Source organism: Acinetobacter sp. ABJ_C4_1 (genome assembly GCF_044538495.1).
GTDB lineage: Bacteria > Pseudomonadota > Gammaproteobacteria > Pseudomonadales > Moraxellaceae > Acinetobacter > Acinetobacter nosocomialis_A.
Genome location: NZ_JBIUCQ010000018.1, coordinates 1 through 21,524 on the forward strand (window position 1 = coordinate 1; position 21,524 = coordinate 21,524).

A 21,524-nucleotide genomic window follows, 5' to 3' on the forward strand; every position below is an offset into this window, starting at 1 on the left:
CGGTTGTAACTGTAGATACTGCAGCAGCGAACTTGCTTGGTGCGATTACAGTACCGGATGACTTAAACATTGATGGCATCATCAATGCATCAGAACTTGGCACAGACGGTAGCTTTAATGCCCGTGTCGCGTTGGGTCCGGATGCAGTAGTGGGCACTGTCGTGAATGTTAACGGCACTGACTACACCGTGAGTGCAACTGATCTGGGCAATGGCTATATCACTGCAGCGATTCCTGTGACAGCAGATGGCCCAATCACCATCCATGCACAAGCAGTGGATTCACAAGGTCATATCAGCAGCCCGGCAGATGTCACTGTAACTGTGGATACAACACCAGCGAACTTACTTGGTGCGATTACAGTACCGGATGACTTAAACACTGACGGCATTATCAATGCATCAGAACTTGGCACAGACGGCAGCTTTAATGCCCATGTAGCATTGGGTTCAGATGCAGCGGTGGGTACTGTCGTGAATGTTAATGGCACTGACTACACAGTGAATGCAACTGACTTAGCTAATGGCTATATCACTGCAGCGATTCCTGTAACAGCGGATGGACCAATTATCATCCATGCACAAGCGGTGGATGCACAAGGCAATATCAGTAGCCCGGCAGATGTGACGGTAACTTTAGACGCTACTGCGCCGACAGTTGCGTTAAGTGATATAACCACCAATGACAGCACACCTGAATTAACAGGTACAGTGAATGATCCAGCAGCGACTGTTGTCGTGACTGTAAATGGTGTGAACTATACTGCGGTCAATAATGGCAATGGTAGCTGGACACTTGCAGACAATACACTTCCAGTGTTGGCAGATGGTCCACATACCGTGACTGTGACAGCAACCGACCCTGCAGGTAATGTGGCTACTGGCAGTGCGGTGGTGACTGTCGATACGGCAGCAGCGAACCTACTTGGTCCGATTACAGTACCTGATGACTTAAATAGTGACGGTGTTATCAATGCAGCAGAACTTGGCACAGACGGTAGCTTCAATGCCCGTGTTGCGTTGGGTCCAGATGCAGTGGTGGGCACTGTCGTGAATGTTAACGGCACTGACTACACCGTGAGTGCAACTGACCTAGGCAATGGCTATATCACAGCAGTGATCCCAGTGGTTGCTGATGGCCCAATTACCATCCATGCACAAGCAGTGGATGCGCAAGGTCATATCAGCAGTCCAGCAGATGTAATCGTGACAGTAGATACGCTACCAGCGAACTTACTAGGTCCGATTACAGTACCGGATGACTTAAATACTGACGGCATTATCAATGCATCAGAACTTGGCACAGACGGCAGCTTCAATGCGCGTGTCGCGTTGGGTCCAGATGCAGTAGTGGGTACTGTCGTGAACGTTAATGGCACTGACTACACAGTGAGTGCGACTGATCTTGGCAATGGCTATATCACTGCAGCGATTCCTGTGACAGCAGATGGCCCAATTACCATCCATGCACAAGCAGTGGATGCTCAAGGCAATATCAGTAGTCCAACAGATGTCACTGTAACTGTAGATACGCTACCAGCGAACTTACTTGGTGCGATTACAGTACCGGATGACTTAAACACTGATGGCATCATCAATGCATCAGAACTTGGCACAGACAATAGCTTCAATGCGCGTGTTGCGTTGGGTCCGGATGCGGCGGTAGGTACTGTCGTAAACGTTAATGGCACTGACTACACAGTGAGTGCAACTGACTTGACGAATGGCTATATCACAGCAGTGATCCCAGTGGTTGCTGATGGCCCAATTACCATCCATGCACAAGCAGTGGATGCGCAAGGTAATATCAGTAGTCCAACAGATGTCACTGTGACTGTGGATACAACACCAGCGAACTTACTTGGTGCGATCACAGTACCGGATGACCTAAATACTGATGGCATTATCAATGCATCAGAACTTGGCACAGACGGTAGCTTCAATGCCCGTGTTGCGTTGGGTCCAGATGCAGCGGTGGGTACTGTTGTAAATGTTAATGGCACTGACTACACAGTGAGTGCAACTGACTTGACGAATGGCTATATCACCGCAGCGATTCCTGTAACAGCAGATGGTGCAATTACCATCCATGCTCAAGCAGTGGATGCGCAAGGTAATATCAGTACTCCAACAGATGTCACTGTGACTGTGGATACAACACCAGCGAACTTACTTGGTGCGATCACAGTACCTGATGACCTAAATACTGATGGCATCATCAATGCATCAGAACTTGGCACAGACGGTAGCTTCAATGCCCGTGTTGCGTTGGGTCCGGATGCAGTAGTGGGCACTGTCGTGAACGTTAACGGCACTGACTACACAGTGAGTGCAACTGACCTAGGCAATGGCTATATCACCGCAGCAATTCCTGTGACAGCAGATGGCCCAATCACCATCCATGCACAAGCAGTGGATGCTCAAGGTAATATCAGCAGTCCTAGCGATGTCACTGTAACTGTGGATACAACACCAGCGAACTTGCTTGGTGCGATTACAGTACCGGATGACTTAAACACTGACGGCATCATCAATGCAGCAGAACTTGGCACAGACGGTAGTTTCAATGCCCGTGTTGCGTTGGGTCCGGATGCAGTAGTGGGTACTGTCGTGAATGTTAACGGTACTGACTACACAGTGAGTGCAACTGACCTAGGCAATGGCTATATCACCGCAGCCATTCCTGTGACAGTAGATGGCCCAATCACCATCCATGCCCAAGCAGTGGATGCACAAGGCAATATCAGTAGCCCGGCAGATGTGACGGTAACTTTAGACGCTACTGCACCGACAGTTACTTTAAGTGATGTAACTACCAATGACAGTACACCTGAATTAACAGGTACAGTGAACGATCCAACTGCGACTGTTGTCGTGACTGTAAATGGTGTGAACTATACTGCGGTCAATAATGGCAATGGTAGCTGGACACTTGCAGACAATACACTTCCAGTGTTGGCAGATGGTCCACACACTGTAACTGTGACAGCAACAGACCCTGCAGGTAATGTGGGTACTGGCAGTGCGGTTGTGACTGTAGATACGGCAGCAGCGAACTTACTAGGTCCGATTACAGTACCAGATGACTTAAATAGTGATGGTGTTATCAATGCAGCAGAACTTGGCACAGACGGCAGCTTCAATGCCCGTGTAGCGTTGGGTCCAGATGCAGTGGTGGGCACTGTCGTGAATGTTAACGGCACTGACTACACAGTGAGTGCAACTGACCTAGGCAATGGCTATATCACTGCAGCAATTCCTGTGACAGTAGATGGTCCAATCACCATCCATGCCCAAGCAGTGGATTCACAAGGTCATATCAGCAGCCCAGCAGATGTAATCGTGACAGTAGATACGCTACCAGCGAACTTACTAGGTCCGATTACAGTACCGGATGACTTAAATACTGACGGCATTATCAATGCATCGGAACTTGGCACAGACGGCAGCTTCAATGCCCGTGTCGCGTTGGGTCCAGATGCAGTAGTGGGCACTGTCGTGAACGTTAACGGCACTAACTATACTGTCAATGCGACTGATCTTGGCAATGGCTATATCACCGTAGCAATTCCTGTGACAGCAGATGGCCCAATCACCATCCATGCCCAAGCAGTGGATGCGCAAGGTAATATCAGTACTCCTACCGATGTCACTGTGACTGTAGATACCACACCAGCTGATTTGATTAGTGCGATCACAGTACCAGATGACTTAAACATTGATGGCATCATCAATGCAGCAGAACTTGGCACAGACGGTAGCTTTAATGCCCGTGTAGGATTAGGTCCAGATGCAGCGGTAGGTACTGTCGTGAATGTTAACGGCACCAACTACACTGTCAATGCAACTGACTTGAGTAATGGCTATATCACAGCAGCAATCGCAGTAACTGCAGATGGCCCAGTGACTATCCATGCACAAGCAGTAGATGCACAAGGCAATATCGATAACGCTACTGATGTCACAGTAACTGTGGATACTACGCCACCAGACATTAATACAGCTGCAATTGCGATTAATCCGATTACAGGTGATAACGTCCTTAGTCCGATTGAGACTGCAGGAACAGTAAATATTACTGGAACGGTGACTATTCCTGCTGATGCAACTATTACTTCGGTTGTTGTTAACGTTAATGGCACAGACTACACAGCTGTAGTAGATCCAGTAAGTGGAACATGGACAATAGGTGTACCTGGTAGCCAGCTTGTAGCTGATACTGATTTGACAGTTGATGCAAAAGCAACCTTTACGGATGCTGCTGGCAACAGTAGTAATTTGCAAGCTACCCAAAGTTATACAATTGCAAGTTCTTCTATCATTGCATATGACAACTTTGATACGGCTGTTCTTGCTCCACAACCATTACAAATTGCAAATGATGCGGCTCTTGGTAGCAAAACTTACTTGGCGCTTGTATCACTTGCTGGTCTTAACCTACAACTTGGTTCTGAAGCGGTTAACTTTAATGTAGCTGCCAATCAAGAAGGTAATGCGACATTCACCTACAGTGCTTTAATTGGGGTCAATGCTCTATCTGATTACTCATTAGTTGTACAAAAATTTGATACAGCTACTGGTCAATGGACTTCTATATATGGTGGTGGTCAAGCAGATATTCTTCACCTGACTCTATTAGGTTCTACACCAGGTGTTGTTATCGATGGGCTTGAGCAAGGTCAATACCGTGCATTCATGACTTATAACGGTCTAGCAGGTATTGGTTTACTCGGTACTTTAACAGGTACTATGGATATTTATGATACAACTCAAATCGGTAGTTTCTACACAGAAACTGCGGACGGTAATGTGATCGTAGATATTAACTCAAGCGGCCAAGCTGATGTCGTAACTCCAAATACAGTTGTGAGTGAAGTTAATAACCAACCTGTTCTTGCTAATGGCACAGTCATTAATGGTACATACGGTACGTTGGTGATCAACCTTGATGGTTCATACGTTTATACTCCAAATCAAAATGCTTCAGGAGTTGGGCAAGTCGATCACTTTGTATATACCTTAAAAGATTCTGTAACTGGTGATGTGGCCCAAGCAGCACTTAACATTCAATTAAGTTCTGTTAAAGCTGCAGATAACTTGGCAGTTGCTGAAATTAACCCAGAATCTTTACTTGTTGCGAATGATGTAGCGCTTGGTAGTGCAAGTTATTTAGCAGCAGTATCGTTAGCAGGTCTAAATTTACAACTTCTTGGTAACCCAACAGTTGCATTTAATGTAGATGCTGACCGTCAAGGTACTGCGACATTTACATTCAGTGGTTTACTCAACGCTGGTGTATTGAATGACTATTCGATTGTTGTTCAAAAATATGATGCTGCAACAGGACAATGGGTATCTATTGGCGGAAACAACCCACAAGCGACTTTAGTTAGCTTATCTCTAATAGGAGGTACTCCAACCGCAGTCATTGAAGGGCTAGATCCAGGACAATATCGTGCATTCATGGGCTACAGTGGTCTGGCAGGTGTGGGTATTGGTGGTACATTGACAGGTACAATGGATGTGTATAACCCATATGTTGTATCTGGATATTCAGTTGATCCGATCTCTGGTAACGTCATCAAAGATGCAGGTATTAATGGTGCAGTAGATGCTGCAAGCAATAATGCAGTGATCTCAGCGGTGAACGGAAATGCTGTTAATGCGACGGGTACAACTACAATCACTGGTACTTACGGTACGTTAGTCATTGATCAACATGGTAATTATACCTATACACCAAATGCAGATGGTCTCAACCTTGGTAAAGTGGATCAGTTCTCGTATACGTTACTAGACCCAGCAACAGGTAATACATCTCAAGCTATCTTGTATGTCCACTTGGATAGTAACAAGGTTGCTATGACTTGGAATGCAGCAGATCCATCACAACCTGCGGTTATTACAGGTCATGTTCCAGTTGATGCAATGGATAACGTTGCTTCAGCAGCAATTGATATGGTTTACCCGACTACACAACAAGTTCTTAATAACGCGATTAGCTATAGCTGGTTGTTAGGTGTTGGTGGCGTTGTTGTTGGTTCTAAACAAGGTACAGCAACTTTTAATGTAGCTGAAGGACATGTGTCTGAAGCTATCATCTCGGTTAACTTTGGTTCAGTAGCTACAGTTGTTGATGGTTTACATGTGGTATTAACACGAGTAAATCCAGACGGTACTCGTACAGTAATTGCAGATAGCGCGAATACTGGTGTGCTTGACCTATTAGGTATCTTCGGCTCTGAAGTGAAATTCAAAGTTGATAATTTAGGTTCTGGTAGCTATGAGCTATTTATGGAAAGCAATACGCTTCTAACTGCTCTAGGTAGTGTCACTGCAAGTATTACTTTGAATAATGGTGATATTACGCAAGTACCTAACTTGGTTGTAACTCCGGTTACAGGCAATGTTCTTTCAGACGACAACTCGGCTGTATATGGACCAAACTATACGCCAGACTATATTACGACTACGACAGTTGTGACTTCTGTGTCTTCTGAAACAGGTAATACATCGGCTGTGAATGTAGGTTCATCAACAGTTATTGTGGGTGCTTATGGTTCCTTAACGATTAATGCTGATGGTACTTACAGTTATCAAGCTACAGCGAACACACAAAATATAGGAAAAGTTGATAGCTTTACCTATACAGTGACGGACCCTGTAACTGGTAGAACAGACACAGCAACATTGCATATTCAAATTGGTTCTCCAGATGTGAATATCACTTGGAACAATGCTAACCCTGGTGCAGATGCGGTAATTCCGTTACCTGTAGCAAATGCTGATATTAATCATGCAACTGTTAGTATGAAACAAGTGACTGATGCAGTTGCTGATGTACCAAGTGGCACAGTCACTATTGGTAACCTTGCAGGCTTCCCACCATTACCTGTATTAAGCAGTACAGTGACTTCGAACCAATTCGTTATTGCTGCTAATACGGTAAGTGATGTTCATGTACAGTTAGACTATACGGCATCATTAAGCTTGTCGGCTCTTCCAACAACTGGTTATAAAATCCAGCAGTTGGTTGGTGCAACATGGGTAGATACTGTTTACTCAGGTTCTGCGACAGCCTTGGCAGGAGTTTTAGGTGCACCAGCATACTCAGCTGACGTATCTCACTTATCTGCTGGTACTTATCGAGTGGTATTTAGTTTATCTAGTCTGATTTCTTTAGGAACTGTGACTTTAGATTCTGTAGTAACTACAAAAGCTACACATCTAGATCAATACACACCTGATGGTTTAACAGATTGGATTCACGGCAATATCTTGTTAGGCGACACAACTGGTGGAGTTGCAGATACTTCAGCTGCTTCTCAACTATATGTTGAAGTTACACCAGGAAATTACCAAATTGCTGCTGGTCAGGCGATCAATACTGGCGAAGGTACGTTGTATCTCTACCATGATGGTTCGTACTACTATAAAGCTCTTGATACTGCGGCAAATGCTACGATTGATACGATTAACTACAAACTCGTATCGGTGACTGGTGCGGAGTCAACTAGCACATTAACCATCAACTTAAGTCAAGAGTTGAATAGCCTAGCTGTTAGTACAGGAGCAAATGATACATTTACGCTCGGTAATGGCGCGGATACCTTGATTTACAACACATTGACTGCTGCTGGTGTAAACAACCCAACAGGTGGTAATACAACTGCAGGTGGTGTAGATACATGGACTGATTTCCATGTGGGTAATACAGCAACTGATAGTCAAGCTGATAAGATCGATATTAGTAACTTGTTAGTTACTCATCCAAACAGTTTAACCATTGGTCAATATGTATCTGTAAGCTATGACGCTGCCACACAAAATGCCACCATTAGTGTAGACCGTGATGGCTTAGGTTTAACTTATTCAAGTACGCAATTGTTGACGATTCATTTGGATCAAGCTAGAACATCATTAACGCTTAATGATCTTCTCAACAACGGTCAAATTATCTATTAATAGATAATTAACCAAATAAAAAAGAGAACCCTAGGGTTCTCTTTTTTTATGTTTAAACAATACGTTAACTTAGCTTTTAGAGAGTTCATGCTATGATTGAAAATTTTATAGAACAACAAATAACGAATAGGGACTTAATTCGAGTGTCGGTATTTCTAGACTTTAAAAGACAACTTAAGCTTTGGTTGGAACATTTCGTTCAGCATGTTTCAGACCTTCCAGAAGAAACAGTTTTGTTTATATCATTTGGTCCTAAAGATCAAAGATGTAGTGTCTGGCATACCGAAAAAACAGCTTTTTCACAAGCAACTGTACAATTATTCGATTTTATTGATAAACAGTTTTCTCCAGATCAACTTCCAGACTATATAAAAATTGATGTTGCGTACAACCTAGAAAAACAAAGTTGGAGTCAAATAGAACAACTTGTTCATCATCAATTTCATAATAACCACTATCGTAGAGGAATTGCATTTGATGAAGCATGTTCGGTAGTTTTTCTTGAGCAAGAGATATATGGCAAAGCAATTATCCGGGGCTTAAGTTATGACAAGCCCAACTTTTTTGATGAAACCAATCTGAACTATGCAATTAAGCAAAAATATAACGCTACTAAACCACAAATTAGACTACAAGAGCTGCAAGACATTTGGACTTTCGATACCTATGCAACTTTTTATGAAAATGGACAGTTTATTAATTTAGCAAGCCGTTATGATGCAAATGGTATTAGAGCTATTGCAACCAACAAGAAGCAGCATTTTAAAGAGCTTATTGAGAAAAATGCAGCGTTTTTTCACAGTCAGATTCAAGAAAATGGCAAATTCATTTATGGCTATTTTCCTGCTTTTGATCGAGATATCCGCAACTACAATACGGTACGTCATTGCACATCACTTTATGCTCTATTAGAAACTTTCGAAGTACAAAATAAACCTGAATATTGGCCTAAAATTGTGCGTGCCATCCAATATGTACTTACTCACTTTTATAAAGAAAAAGACTCTATCACTGCTTTTATGATTGATGGAAAAGAAGGGGAGTTTGAAATTAAATTAGGTGCAAACGCAGCAGCTATTTTAATGTTAACGAAATATCAGGAAATTTCTCAAAAAGCGGATTATTTAAAATATGCAGAGAAACTTGCAAATGGTATTTTAAAATTAGTTGATTCAGATGGATTAACTACTCATGTATTAAATTATCCAAACTATGATTTAAAAGAAAAGTTTAGAATTATTTATTACGATGGAGAAGCAGCATTAGCTTTACTCAGGTTATACCAAATAAATCAGGATAAAAGATTATTAGATACCGTTAAATTAATGTTTGAAAATTTTATTTATAAAAGATATGAAAAATATCATGATCATTGGTTAAGTTACTGTACCAATGAGCTTACAAAAATATGTCCTGAAGAAAAATATTTTATTTTTGGTTTAAATAATTATTTAAAACATTTTATTTTTATTCGGAATAGAAAAACAACGTATGCGACTTTGTTAGAAATGCTCATGGCAGCTTATAAAATGGTAAATCATTTAAAAGAGCAAGGCCATCAAAAACTTTTTGAACAAGCATATATGCACGAGTTAAAAAAACTCATTACATTTCGGGCTGAGTTTCAAACCACAGGTTTTTTCTATCCAGAAATAGCGATGTATATGGCTCGTCCAGATAAAATATTGCATGCTTTTTATGTAAGACATGATCGCTTTAGAGTAAGAATAGATGACCAAGAACATAACTTATCGGGCTATATTGCCTATGTAAAAGATTTCGAAGGAGAGGAGACATGACTGATCCTCTGTTTGAAATTAAGTTATTGGCAGCTCTAGATAATACGAACTTTGATGATGCGGTTTGGGAATTTGAAATTGATGGAGACATCTCAACTTTATTGCTCATTGATTATGCATTAGAGCAGTTTCATCAAAAAAACATCAAAGCAGGTAAGACCTATGTTGTATCTGAGCAAAAGCTTAAACAAATGGGTGAGCAAAATTTAGGTTTAGAAAAAAATGAAACGTATACATTTGTCGAGCTCCTACAATTCTTAATTTTTACTCAGGCAAATGATGTCAAACATGCTTTAAGCAATATGTTTTTTGGTTCAGTTGAGCAAGCACAATTGACCTTGTCTCAAAGAGCAGGAAACTATCATTTAACTTTAAATCCATCTAATCAATTAAAAAAACTCTTTCTATTAGTACAGCACATTTATAGCTATCCAGCCGAGCTAAAAAAACTTTTCTTTATTAAGTCACTTTTTTTTAAAAATAAAGTATATCAACCTATTACACCTTTACTTGCTCATCCTGTGTTAACTTCAGTTTTATATATCTCACATACAGTTAGACAAATTTATATTACTTATTCTGAACAAAACCAGAGCATTGGCTTTTTCTCTTTTTTAGATGACATTCACCGTCTTGAGCATTTGGTTCCTTATTATCACTATTTCCAAGAAGAGTATGTAAACGCGAAGAGTTGTACTTCACGGACGGGAATCATCAATATTCTTGGAGATACTTATTTCGGTGAAATGTATACTGAAAAGCGTAAATCTAGAGGGAAAATAGATGCTCTACAACAATATGGATATCACTATTCATTTGAAAAAATACAGCCATTTTTAGGTAAAAATGACATAAACATAGCTAACTTTGAAGCAGTCTTTTCTCTAGAAAACCAATCACCTTTAAAAGATAAAAAGCCATTCATTCTAAAAGCCGATGCTAAAAAGACATTAGAAGAATTTAATAACGTTCATCTTAACTATTTGGTGTTAGCAAATAATCATTTGAAAGATTATGGCGATGAAGGGGTGGCCTATACATTACAACAGTTGGATCAGGCGAATGTTTCATATATAGGTGCTGGACTAAATCAAAAAGATGCCCACAATTACTTTGAAATATCTTTTGAAAATAAGCACTATGCGATTTTTAATGGTTACTGGCATAGAGACACCGCTTATCTAGACTATGATTTCTATGCATTAGGACCGCGAAGTGGAGTGGCTTGCTTAAATGGTGTTTTACTTGAACAAATAGTACGTTATAAGCAGGCTCATCCTAAGCATAAAATTATTGTTATTTGCCATTGGGGAATCGACTTTAAACCTCCCACAAAAGAGCAAATTAAACTTGCCGCTATTCTTACACAGGCGGGAGCTGACCTGATTATTGGTCATGGTGCTCATACTATTCAACCCATTCAGATCATCAATCGTAAGCCAGTTGTGTTGGGTATAGGCAATGCTGTGTTTAATAGTGATGGAGAGTATGAACAGCAAAGTGCTTTACCATTTGGTTGTATAGCGAGACTAGATCTAGCAAAGGACTTGCTTCGACTTTATCCAATTTATACGAATAACTTAAAAACTTTTTGGCAACCGTATCCTGTAGATACTGAGGATTTCTCAAAGGCCAGTACTTATATGACATCTTTACTGGCCCATGAGGATTACACTACTACCCAAGACAACTTGGGGGTGTATATTGAAATTAAATTTTAAGTATATTGTTTATAACTAGATAAAATGGTTTGAAGCTGTGCTTGCGTAAACCCTAAGTTTCTTAAGCCACCACTGCCTAATTTACATTCAGCGCTGGCCATAATATTGGTAGGGGTAGTTTTGGTTGCATTAGGTGCACACACGTGTTTTAAGCCGAAAGCGTGGCCCATTTCATGAATACTACCTGCTTGAATATTATAATTTAATCGATTCCAGTCTAATAAAATAAAGGGTTTTCCATTATTACGGAATGTCCGACTCGTAACATCATCAAACTCTAAGTTTTTTGAATATGCGTCGTATATAAAGATGATAACTTCTTTACGTGCTGTGCGTTTAGGGAAGCAAGCATTGGCACTTGCAGGGATAGAGCCTATAGAAATAGGACGAGCTTGGTTTATTTCATTACCAAGTTCGCAGTGCATTTTTGAAAAATCTTGATAGGAAATATAACGGTTTAATTTGAAATTAAATATTTTATTTCCTTGGTCATCTAAATAATATTTATTTAAGATGCGAACTTCTTTTCGCATTTGTGTCAGGTTATCAAAGCGTGCAGCAGAAGGATTGTCAGTAGTAAAAACGAAAGTGACTGGAACTACAGGTCTATTATTGGCAGGCTCCTCTGATAAATCAGGCGTTTGTAGAGGAGGACGGGTCGTACAAGAAACACACAGAAGTGTCCCTGTAATCATCAGTAAGGTTTTTTTCATATTCATCGCATTGTCTCTGCATATTCTTTTAAAGAGATTTAAAGTAAATTTTTATATGATATGAACGATGTCAATTTTTATGGATTCCATTTTGACAACTCAGTATGAACTACATCGACAAATTTTAGAAGTCATCGCTCTCATTCCATATGGAAAAGTAGCAACTTACGGACAAATAGCACGTATGGCGGGGTTACCTAAACACGCCAGATTAGTGGGTTATGTTCTTAAGCATCTTGAAGCAGATCATCAAGTTCCTTGGTACCGTGTTATTAACTCACAAGGTAAAATTAGCCTAAGTAAATTTAATGAAAAAGGTGAAAATGTTCAGCAGTTAAAGCTTGAAGCTGAAGGAGTCTATTTGCTGAATGGTAAAGTGAACTTAAAGCAGTTTGCTTGGCAACCTTAAAATGATTAAAGAGAACAAATACAAATGCAGAATTATAAATGGCGGAGTGTAGCCATATTACTACTCAGTTTAATAGTGCAATCGAGTTTTGCAGAGCAGACTATTTCAGCTCAACCTTTTATCAATGTGAAAGTTTCATCACAAGAGATACATTCGATTTGTCAGCAGTTGAGCCAGAAATGTAGCGATGAAGCTAAGCTATGGAAAGCCAAAAATACACAAGATCAGACTTATTATTTAATAGATGAGACTCCGCAAATTGCTCAAGTTAAAAAGCTAAATAACCAATACACAGTAATAAATCAGTGGAATTTTAAAAATTATGAACATAGTAATAAAGAGCCACATTCTGATGATTTAGGCCCTAATGGACTCAAAATCTTTCCAGCACTATATCCGCTTAATAAAAGTGAATATGCCATAGCAGTGCTAAATACATGGTTTACTGGTTATTCTGGAGGAGGGCGTTTTGAAGAAAATGCTGATTTTATTGAGCTTAAGCCTAAAGGGCAGTATCAGGTTGCATTAAAAGGTATTGCTTTTTCTTCGAATGAAATGATTCGGGCCTGTTTTTCAGAACAAGAGTATAAGAAGTCACCGCATTGCCATGATGAAAAATGGATGACATTAAATATTAGGTTTAAAGATATCGGTCAATCTTACTATTTATGGCAGTTAAATTATAAACATTATTCTTGGGATGCTTTTAAAAGTAAAAAAACAATAACGGTTGAGCAATCAGGAGAAGACATTATTCCTTTTAAAAAATAGGTGCCTATCTGGCTGAATTGAGCCAGACAGGCAATTTTTTAGCGAACAATTAAAACTGGAATATGACTTTCACCTAAAACTTTTTGTGCGACACTTCCTAAAATAAGTTTTCGCACACCTGTACGGCCATGAGAGCCCATTACAATCAGGTCAGCATTAAGCTCTTGTGCAGCTTGAATAATTTCTTCGTGAACAACGAAACCTTCAAGTAATTTGGTTTCTACAGTAAGGCCTTCTTGTAAAAATTGTTGTTTGGCTTGTTCTAAAATATCGAGTAAGTATGTTCTAGTCCGCTCAATGAGTTCATTGGTTTGACCAGTCTTCACATAAAGATCTGCAATAATTGGATCAAGTGCCATAACCTGTACGATAGTAATTTTACTATTTAATGCTTTGCCAAGTTTGATCGCTTCTTTCATAGCGACCATAGAAGTTTCAGAACCGTCAATTGGTATAAGAATATGTTGATATAACATGAGATTGTTCCTTATTGTAATGATGCTTATTTATTCAATACTTTATACTTCTTTTCTTACGATTTAAATTCGAGCACGTAATCATTTGTGATTTTAAACAATAAAACTTGAGAATATATTTTATTTGTTTCTTAAATTTTCAACATGTGCTGTTAAAGCATCAATATCATCAGTTTGCAAATATTCCCGCATTTTTAAAACTTGTTTTTCATCTAATTCATAAAGCTTTAAAGCGAGTAGTTTTTTTATTTGCTCGGGAGGAAAACGGTATTTAATAATTGTTGCTGGTACACCACCAACAATTGCGTAGGGTGGAACGTCTTTTGTCACGACGGCTCCAGTTGCAATAACAGCACCTTCACCGATTTTTACACCTTGCATAACCATTGCACGGCTTCCAATCCAACAGCCATCTGCAATGATGGTGTCACCAGCAGCTAAAAAACTGCGGGTATCAAAAGGAAAAGTCGAAATCCAGTCTGGTCTATGAAGCTGATTACCACCCATCATAATCACGCACTCAGCCCCAAAACATACAAAATTACCAATATAAAGCTGATCGATAGGTTTGTCTGGGGTCGAAGCTTTGTCGTGTAAATAGCGTACGACACAACGTTCAAAACCTTGATCCCAATAGGCTGAGTAGTAAGAATAATTACCTTTAATATGGATATTCGGATTTTTTACAGTTTTGGAAATAAACTCAAATTCGCACCAATGACGGACTGGTGTGTTAATCAGAGGCGTGTCCATAATCTATTATCCAAACAAAAATGAGCTAAACCATATTAAATAAAAACCCCTCAGAAAGAGGGGTTCAAGAGCAGTATCTTAGAGATATTCTACGCTTACAACTTCATACTCAACTTCGCCTTGAGGAGTGGTGATTTTTACTTCATCACCTTCATTTTTACCCAAAAGGCCGCGAGCGATTGGTGAGTTCACTGAGATTTTATTAATTTTAAAATCAGCTTCGTCATCACCAACAATTTTATAAGTCTTGCGTTCTTCAGTATCAAGGTTCTCAATCGTTACCGTAACACCGAATACAACACGACCGTTTTGTTCTAAGTCTTTAACATCGATGACTTGTGCAGCACCCAATTTTCCTTCGATATCTTGGATACGGCCTTCACAGAAACCTTGCTGTTCACGAGCAGCATGATATTCTGCGTTTTCTTTTAAGTCCCCATGTTCACGTGCCTCAGCAATCGCTTGAGTAATACGCGGACGTTCAACAGATTTCAGATGTTGTAATTCTTTCTCTAAGGCGCTTTTACCTTCAGGGGTCATTGGATAACGTTGCATTTCGGTCCCTCTTAAGTTGAGAAAACACAGTTAAAAAAATGAAAAAATCCCGCCACCGATAAGGTGGCGGGACTTATCGGAAAAAAATTAACCTACAGTTAAATCTTGCAAGCGGTATACATCCATTGGCAATTTCACAGCAAAGGCTTGGCAAACCGCTTCTGCACCATTGATAGTCGTTGTGTAATACACTTTGCCTTGTAGGGCAGCACGACGAATCATTGCAGAATCATATTGAGCTTGTTTGCCTTCAGTAGTGTTGACAATAAGGTGTATTTCACCATTTTTCAAGCGGTCAACAATATGTGGACGTCCTTCAGTTACTTTATTTACAGGTTCACATTCCAAACCTGCTTCTTTAAGTACTTTATACGTTCCACCTGTTGCTACCAGTTTGAAACCATATGCCACGAACTTTTTAGCGATATCAGCAATATATTTCTTATCAGATTCACGAACAGATAAGAAAGCAATCTTTTCTTCGCCTTCAGTTGGTAGGCCTGGTAAACGGTCATTTGAACCTAAAACGGCTTTATAGAACGCTTCGCCAAATGTCTTACCAACGCCCATTACTTCACCTGTAGATTTCATCTCAGGCCCAAGCATTGGGTCTACGCCTTGGAACTTAGCAAATGGGAAAACAGCTTCCTTCACAGCAAAGTGAGTTGGAATGATCTCTTTAGTAAAGCCTTGAGATTCAAGTGATTGACCCGCCATACAACGAGCAGCTACTTTGGCTAAAGATTCACCAATACATTTTGATACGAACGGAACAGTACGTGATGCACGTGGGTTTACTTCAAGAACGTAAATATCATCGCCTTTAACTGCGAACTGAACGTTCATTAAACCAACTACACCAAGTTCTTTCGCCATAGCAACTGTTTGACGACGCATTTCATCCTGAACTTCTTTAGAAAGAGAGTAAGGAGGAATAGAACATGCTGAGTCACCAGAGTGAATACCAGCTTGTTCGATGTGCTGCATGATACCGCCGATTACGACATCTTTACCGTCAGATACGCAGTCAACGTCAACTTCAGTTGCATCATCAAGGAAGTGGTCAAGAAGAACAGGCGCTTCATTAGAAGCCTGTACCGCTTCGCGAAGGTAACGTTTAAGTTCATCTTCGTTATACACGATTTCCATTGCGCGGCCACCCAATACATAAGATGGGCGAACAACTAACGGATAACCAACTTTCGCAGCTTCAGAGATACCTTCTTCAGCAGATTTTACGATGCTGTTGTTTGGTTGGCGAAGCTGTAAACGTTGAATCATTTGTTGGAAGCGTTCACGGTCTTCTGCGCGGTCAATTGCATCTGGAGAAGTACCGATAATAGGAGTACCAGCTTCTTCTAAAGCACGTGCTAACTTAAGTGGAGTCTGACCACCGTATTGTACGATTACACCTTTTGGCTTCTCAGTACGTACGATTTCAAGAACATCTTCAAGTGTTACAGGTTCGAAGTATAAACGGTCAGATGTGTCATAGTCAGTAGAAACAGTTTCTGGGTTACAGTTCACCATGATTGTTTCATAACCGTCTTCACGCATTGCTAAAGCAGCGTGTACACAGCAGTAGTCAAATTCGATACCTTGACCAATACGGTTTGGACCACCACCAATTACCATGATCTTGTCACGGTTTGATGGATTTGCTTCACATTCTTCATCGTAAGTTGAATACATATATGCAGTACCAGATTCAAACTCGGCAGCACATGTATCAACACGTTTGTAAACTGGATAAACACCCAAGTTCCAACGTTGCTTACGGAATTGCTTTTGAGAAATACCCATAAGGTTCGCAATACGAAGGTCAGATAAACCTTTACGTTTGAACGAACGGATATTTTCAGCAGTTAGATCACCAAAACCTAAAGTTTTTACTTGAGCTTCTGTCTTAACGATATCTTGAATTTGGATCAAGAACCAACGGTCAATCTTAGTTGCTTCAAATACGTCATCTAAAGAGAAGCCTTGACGGAATGCATCTGCTACGTACCAAATACGCTCAGGACCCGGAACTTTAAGCTCTTTTAAAATGGTTTCTTTTACATTTGTTGCACCAGCTTCGATTTTTTCATCGAAACCGCTTACGCCAACTTCAAGACCACGTAATGCTTTTTGTACAGATTCTTGGAAGTTACGGCCAATTGCCATGACTTCACCAACAGATTTCATCTGAGTGGTAAGAACTGGTTCTGCTTGTGGGAATTTCTCGAAGTTAAAACGAGGAATCTTCGTTACAACATAGTCGATTGATGGTTCAAAGCTCGCAGGAGTTACGCCGCCAGTGATGTCATTTTTCAATTCATCAAGGGTATAACCAACAGCTAGTTTCGCAGCAATTTTTGCAATCGGGAAACCAGTTGCTTTAGAAGCAAGAGCAGACGAACGAGATACACGAGGGTTCATCTCGATCACAACCATACGGCCGTCTTTCGGGTTAATACCGAACTGAACGTTAGAACCACCTGTCTCAACACCAATTTCACGAAGAACCGCAACTGAAGCATTACGCATCAATTGGTATTCTTTGTCAGTTAATGTTTGAGCTGGTGCTACAGTGATTGAGTCACCTGTGTGAACACCCATTGGATCAAAGTTTTCGATCGCACATACGATAATACAGTTGTCGTTTTTGTCACGAACAACTTCCATTTCGTATTCTTTCCAGCCAATTAAAGATTCATCAATCAATAACTGGTGAGTAGGAGAGAGGTCAAAACCGCGTTCACAAATTTCAAGGAATTCTTCACGGTTATATGCAATACCGCCGCCTGAACCACCCATTGTAAATGATGGACGGATAATTACTGGGAAACCAAAGCGAGATTGGATTTCCAATGCTTCTTCCATGGTTTCAGCAATAGCAGCTTTTGGACATTCCAAACCGATTTTGCGCATAGCGATGTCGAAGAGTTTACGGTCTTCAGCTTTTTCAATCGCTTCTTTTGTTGCACCAATAAGTTCTACGCCATATTTTTCTAATACGCCGTTTTCATCAAGTGCAAGTGCGCAGTTCAATGCAGTTTGTCCACCCATAGTTGGAAGGACTGCATCTGGACGTTCTTTTTCAATGATTTGAGCAACAGTTTGCCAAGTAATTGGCTCAATGTAAGTTGCATCAGCCATTGAAGGGTCAGTCATAATGGTCGCTGGGTTAGAGTTAACCAAAATAACACGGTAGCCTTCTTCACGAAGTGCTTTACATGCTTGAGCACCTGAGTAGTCAAACTCACATGCCTGTCCAATCACAATCGGGCCAGCACCAATAATTAAGATGCTTTTAATATCCGTACGTTTAGGCATTATTCGCTCCGTAATTACTGTTTAGATGCTTCGATAAGTTCGATGAAGTGATCGAACAAAGGTGCACAATCATGTGGACCAGGGCTTGCTTCAGGGTGACCTTGGAAGCTGAAAGCTGGTTTGTCAGTACGGTGGATACCTTGTAAGGTGCCATCGAACAATGATTTATGTGTTGCTTTTAAGTTAGCCGGTAATGTCTCTGCATCTACAGCAAAACCATGGTTTTGAGAGGTGATCATCACTGTACCGTTTTCAAGATTTTGTACAGGATGGTTTGCACCGTGGTGACCATGATTCATTTTTACAGTTTTTGCACCAGAAGCGAGTGCCAAGATTTGGTGTCCTAAACAGATACCAAATACAGGTAATGTTGTGGTTTCAACAATAGTTTTTACAGCTTCGATTGCGTAGTCACAAGCCGCTGGGTCACCAGGACCATTTGAAAGGAATACGCCATCTGGATTAAGTGCTAATACTTTTTCAGCCGGAGTTTCAGCAGGAACAACTGTGAGTTTGCAACCGCGGTCTGCAAGCATACGCAAGATGTTGGTTTTGACACCATAATCGTATGCTACCACATGGTATTTTAACTCAGGTTGAGTAAAGCCCTTACCTAATACCCATGAACCTTCAGACCATTCAAAACCTGTAGGATCACAGCACTCTTTGGCAAGGTCTAAACCATTTAAACCACCAAAAGCGCGAGCTTTAGCAATCGCTTCTTCTTCAGTAATATTTTCGCCAGCAAGGATGCAACCATTTTGTGCACCTTTGTCACGTAAGATACGAGTGAGTTTACGTGTATCAATATCAGCAATTGCAACCACATTGTGCGCCTGCAAATATTCACCTAACGACTGCTCAGAACGGAAGTTACTGTGTAGTAGTGGAAGGTCACGAATAATTAAACCATTCGCCCATACTTTATGGATACGACCAGATTCAACGTCTTCTTCGTTGCAACCAGTGTTACCAATATGAGGGTAAGTTAATGTCACAATTTGTTGTGCATAACTTGGGTCAGTCAAAATTTCTTGATAGCCTGTCATGGCTGTGTTAAAAACGACTTCTCCAGTCGTACTTCCCGTTGCGCCGATTGACGTTCCTTTAAAGATCGTTCCATCTGCGAGGGCTAAAATGGCGGGGGTGCTCAAACCAAAGCTCCTGAATTTCGGCTGTAAAAAAGCGAGTAGACCTAAAAAAGATAGGCGATGTTCTAAAAAACATGCCCCTCCTTATCGGTCTGCCCGCTTGTAACTTAACAGCGCATTATACGCATGGAACCCTAAAAAGTCTATTTATTTTCTATTAAAAAATATAATTCCTTGCTTGCTTTTTGCAAAAAAATTCATCCGCTTGTCTGAAATTGATACTTTTAGCAAATTGTCTAACAATCTGGTGGCTGAAATAAGCTAATTCCACTTATTGTAATGCTAGCTAAAAAATAAACAATATGAGGAAATAGCATGAGCAATAATCAAGTTTCAAAAGATATAGCTGAGAATGCTTCGTCTGTAGCAGAGACGGTTAAGACCGAAGTAACTGAAGCAAAAGAAGCTGTAGTGAAAACAACAACTCGAGCTAAAAAAGCAGTGAGTACTAAAGCAACACAGGTAAAAGAAGTTGTAGCTGAAAAAACAGAACAGGTGAAAGAAGTCGCTCATGAAGCAACTTCGCAAGTTAAAGAAGCTATTGCAGAAACTCAAGAACAAGTCAAAGCTGTAATTACCGAGACTGAAGAAAAAATTGAGGCTGAAACTCAAGAATTGAATCAGAATATTCAAAACCAGTTTGCTCAGATTAAACAAGATATTTTACAACGTCTTGATGTGATTAAAGCTCAGTTCAATACTTCTCAAGAAGGGCTCAATGAACTGAAAAATACATTGAAAGCTGAAATTAATGCGTTAATTGAAGATTTAACAAAAGTGACTAAAGAGCTTAAGGGTGACATTAGTCAGATTTCTTTAAAACATAAAGATTCTTTAAGTGAGAGCTTAAAGCGCACTAAAAATAATGCGGTTGAGGCTTGGAACAAAGCAAGAGATCACTAAAGATTTAAAATTAAAATTCAATAAAAAAGCGAGAATTAATTTCTCGCTTTTTTATTTTTTAAAACTGATGCAGCCAATCACGTTTATTGTGAAAATCAGCATTTTTTCCACTATGCTGCATTGCATAGTACTGCATACCATCTTTTGTTTTTAAAACAGCAGTTAAACCTAAATAAAGGTTTGCCCATTTCAAACGGTGCTGCTGCATAAACTGGCCTAAATCAAGACTTACATTTAAACCATAATGGGTACGCTTGAGATGATTTAGTTCGATATCGTAAGCAACGAGGGGAGGCATGCTTTCCGGATATCGATATTCTTCAAACTGGTAGGTCTGCCATGCTTGAGAAGGGGAAAGGTTAATTTCCCGGTAGAAATCTTCATCATGCACGCCGATAAAAATTTCAAAACAAGTCTCTTCCCACAAAAAATCTTGACGAGGATGAGCCGCGACTTCTTGTGGCCAGATAATAAGTTGGTTTGGATCACGAATCCAAAAACCCACATTTAATGTATGTGGGGCTTGCTGTTCAATTGCGCCAACAACAGAAACAGCATGAAAACGATCAAAAGCTGAAAGTTCGTAACTTGCCATAAGTAGTCAATAAGTTAGTTTGCTAAGTGAGCGTGACGAACGAGGTTAGATAAGTGTTGGTTTTGCTTAGCTGCTTTTTTGTAGAGTAAAACGATTTTACCGATTTTTTGCACAGCTTCAGCACCAGTCGCTTCTACAATTGCATCAATTACAGCTGCACGAGCTTCACGGTCTTCACCAGCAATTTTTACTTTGATGAGTTCATGATCATTTAAAGCACGAAGAGTTTCTTCGATTACAGCATCTGTTAAGCCTTGTCCACCAATCATGACAACCGGATTAAGCACGTGACCAATTTGACGTAAACGTTTACGTTCATGAATAGATAAAGCGGCCATTAAAAATACCTGATTTTAAAAACGACTTAGTATAGCAAAAAACTTAAAATCAAATGTA

At 40.2% G+C, this 21,524-nt stretch carries 14 protein-coding genes; 6 read left to right on the forward strand and 8 right to left on the reverse strand.

Annotated elements, in window-relative coordinates; all coding sequences use genetic code 11:
- The 3 genes from ACIF8R_RS16600 to ACIF8R_RS16610 form a co-directional block, all read left to right on the forward strand.
- On the forward strand, positions 1 to 7,964 hold a 7,964-nt coding region (locus ACIF8R_RS16600; protein ID WP_396482037.1), incomplete at its 5' end, for a beta strand repeat-containing protein.
- A 143-nt stretch (positions 7,965 to 8,107) separates the two neighbouring features.
- Entirely contained in the window at positions 8,108 to 9,763 is a 1,656-nt protein-coding gene (locus ACIF8R_RS16605; RefSeq protein WP_396482090.1) for a poly alpha-glucosyltransferase, read from the forward strand.
- On the forward strand, positions 9,760 to 11,484 hold the full coding sequence (locus tag ACIF8R_RS16610) for a CapA family protein (protein WP_396482039.1): 1,725 nt from the start codon (positions 9,760 to 9,762) through the stop codon (positions 11,482 to 11,484). The genes ACIF8R_RS16605 and ACIF8R_RS16610 overlap by 4 nt, the downstream gene beginning before the upstream one ends.
- Here ACIF8R_RS16610 and ACIF8R_RS16615 read toward each other — a convergent pair.
- A complete protein-coding gene (locus ACIF8R_RS16615) occupies positions 11,481 to 12,197 on the reverse strand; it encodes a metalloprotease (RefSeq protein WP_311069499.1) in 717 nt (238 codons plus the stop codon). The genes ACIF8R_RS16610 and ACIF8R_RS16615 overlap by 4 nt on opposite strands.
- Before the next feature lie 79 nt (positions 12,198 to 12,276).
- Between ACIF8R_RS16615 and ACIF8R_RS16620 the strand changes: the two genes are divergently transcribed.
- Both ACIF8R_RS16620 and ACIF8R_RS16625 read left to right on the forward strand, forming a co-directional pair.
- Positions 12,277 to 12,606 (forward strand): MGMT family protein, encoded by a 330-nt coding sequence (locus tag ACIF8R_RS16620; protein ID WP_077164276.1) that lies wholly within the window; start codon positions 12,277 to 12,279, stop codon positions 12,604 to 12,606.
- Between the two features lie 24 nt (positions 12,607 to 12,630).
- On the forward strand, positions 12,631 to 13,377 hold the full coding sequence (locus ACIF8R_RS16625) for a hypothetical protein (protein ID WP_396482042.1): 747 nt from the start codon (positions 12,631 to 12,633) through the stop codon (positions 13,375 to 13,377).
- 38 nt (positions 13,378 to 13,415) lie between these two features.
- Here the strand turns inward: ACIF8R_RS16625 and ACIF8R_RS16630 are convergent, their stop codons facing one another.
- The 5 genes from ACIF8R_RS16630 to carA form a co-directional block, all read right to left on the reverse strand.
- Positions 13,416 to 13,853, reverse strand: a complete 438-nt coding sequence (locus ACIF8R_RS16630) for a universal stress protein (protein ID WP_396482044.1) — start codon at positions 13,851 to 13,853, stop codon at positions 13,416 to 13,418.
- Positions 13,854 to 13,973: 120 nt separating this feature from the next.
- Positions 13,974 to 14,606: a CatB-related O-acetyltransferase gene (locus tag ACIF8R_RS16635; protein WP_396482046.1), complete on the reverse strand. Its 633-nt coding sequence runs from the start codon at positions 14,604 to 14,606 to the stop codon at positions 13,974 to 13,976.
- Positions 14,607 to 14,684: 78 nt separating this feature from the next.
- Positions 14,685 to 15,161 (reverse strand): transcription elongation factor GreA, encoded by a 477-nt coding sequence (gene greA, locus ACIF8R_RS16640; RefSeq protein WP_191010364.1) that lies wholly within the window; start codon positions 15,159 to 15,161, stop codon positions 14,685 to 14,687.
- Positions 15,162 to 15,248: 87 nt separating this feature from the next.
- Complete coding sequence (carB, locus tag ACIF8R_RS16645; protein WP_396482048.1) at positions 15,249 to 18,479, reverse strand: carbamoyl-phosphate synthase large subunit; 3,231 nt, start codon at positions 18,477 to 18,479, stop codon at positions 15,249 to 15,251.
- A gap of 14 nt (positions 18,480 to 18,493) precedes the next feature.
- On the reverse strand, positions 18,494 to 19,633 hold the full coding sequence (gene carA, locus ACIF8R_RS16650) for a glutamine-hydrolyzing carbamoyl-phosphate synthase small subunit (RefSeq protein ID WP_191010362.1): 1,140 nt from the start codon (positions 19,631 to 19,633) through the stop codon (positions 18,494 to 18,496).
- Positions 19,634 to 19,945: 312 nt separating this feature from the next.
- Between carA and ACIF8R_RS16655 the strand changes: the two genes are divergently transcribed.
- On the forward strand, positions 19,946 to 20,533 hold the full coding sequence (locus tag ACIF8R_RS16655; protein WP_311069496.1) for a hypothetical protein: 588 nt from the start codon (positions 19,946 to 19,948) through the stop codon (positions 20,531 to 20,533).
- A 58-nt stretch (positions 20,534 to 20,591) separates the two neighbouring features.
- Here ACIF8R_RS16655 and ACIF8R_RS16660 read toward each other — a convergent pair whose 3' ends face one another.
- Positions 20,592 to 21,128: a DOMON-like domain-containing protein gene (locus tag ACIF8R_RS16660; RefSeq protein WP_002048508.1), complete on the reverse strand. Its 537-nt coding sequence runs from the start codon at positions 21,126 to 21,128 to the stop codon at positions 20,592 to 20,594.
- Between the two features lie 14 nt (positions 21,129 to 21,142).
- Complete coding sequence (gene yhbY, locus ACIF8R_RS16665) at positions 21,143 to 21,466, reverse strand: ribosome assembly RNA-binding protein YhbY (protein WP_000729551.1); 324 nt, start codon at positions 21,464 to 21,466, stop codon at positions 21,143 to 21,145.
- Positions 21,467 to 21,524 lie beyond the last annotated feature (58 nt).

Coding starts and splice junctions, on each gene's coding strand:
- ACIF8R_RS16660 (WP_002048508.1), bottom strand. CDS start 21,128: ATGGCAAGTTACGAACTTTCAGCTTTTGATCGTTTTCATGCTGTTTCT.
- ACIF8R_RS16620 (WP_077164276.1), top strand. CDS start 12,277: ATGGATTCCATTTTGACAACTCAGTATGAACTACATCGACAAATTTTA.
- ACIF8R_RS16615 (WP_311069499.1), bottom strand. CDS start 12,197: ATGAAAAAAACCTTACTGATGATTACAGGGACACTTCTGTGTGTTTCT.
- yhbY (WP_000729551.1), bottom strand. CDS start 21,466: ATGGCCGCTTTATCTATTCATGAACGTAAACGTTTACGTCAAATTGGT.
- ACIF8R_RS16635 (WP_396482046.1), bottom strand. CDS start 14,606: ATGGACACGCCTCTGATTAACACACCAGTCCGTCATTGGTGCGAATTT.
- ACIF8R_RS16625 (WP_396482042.1), top strand. CDS start 12,631: ATGCAGAATTATAAATGGCGGAGTGTAGCCATATTACTACTCAGTTTA.
- ACIF8R_RS16630 (WP_396482044.1), bottom strand. CDS start 13,853: ATGTTATATCAACATATTCTTATACCAATTGACGGTTCTGAAACTTCT.
- greA (WP_191010364.1), bottom strand. CDS start 15,161: ATGCAACGTTATCCAATGACCCCTGAAGGTAAAAGCGCCTTAGAGAAA.
- ACIF8R_RS16655 (WP_311069496.1), top strand. CDS start 19,946: ATGAGCAATAATCAAGTTTCAAAAGATATAGCTGAGAATGCTTCGTCT.
- carB (WP_396482048.1), bottom strand. CDS start 18,479: ATGCCTAAACGTACGGATATTAAAAGCATCTTAATTATTGGTGCTGGC.
- ACIF8R_RS16610 (WP_396482039.1), top strand. CDS start 9,760: ATGACTGATCCTCTGTTTGAAATTAAGTTATTGGCAGCTCTAGATAAT.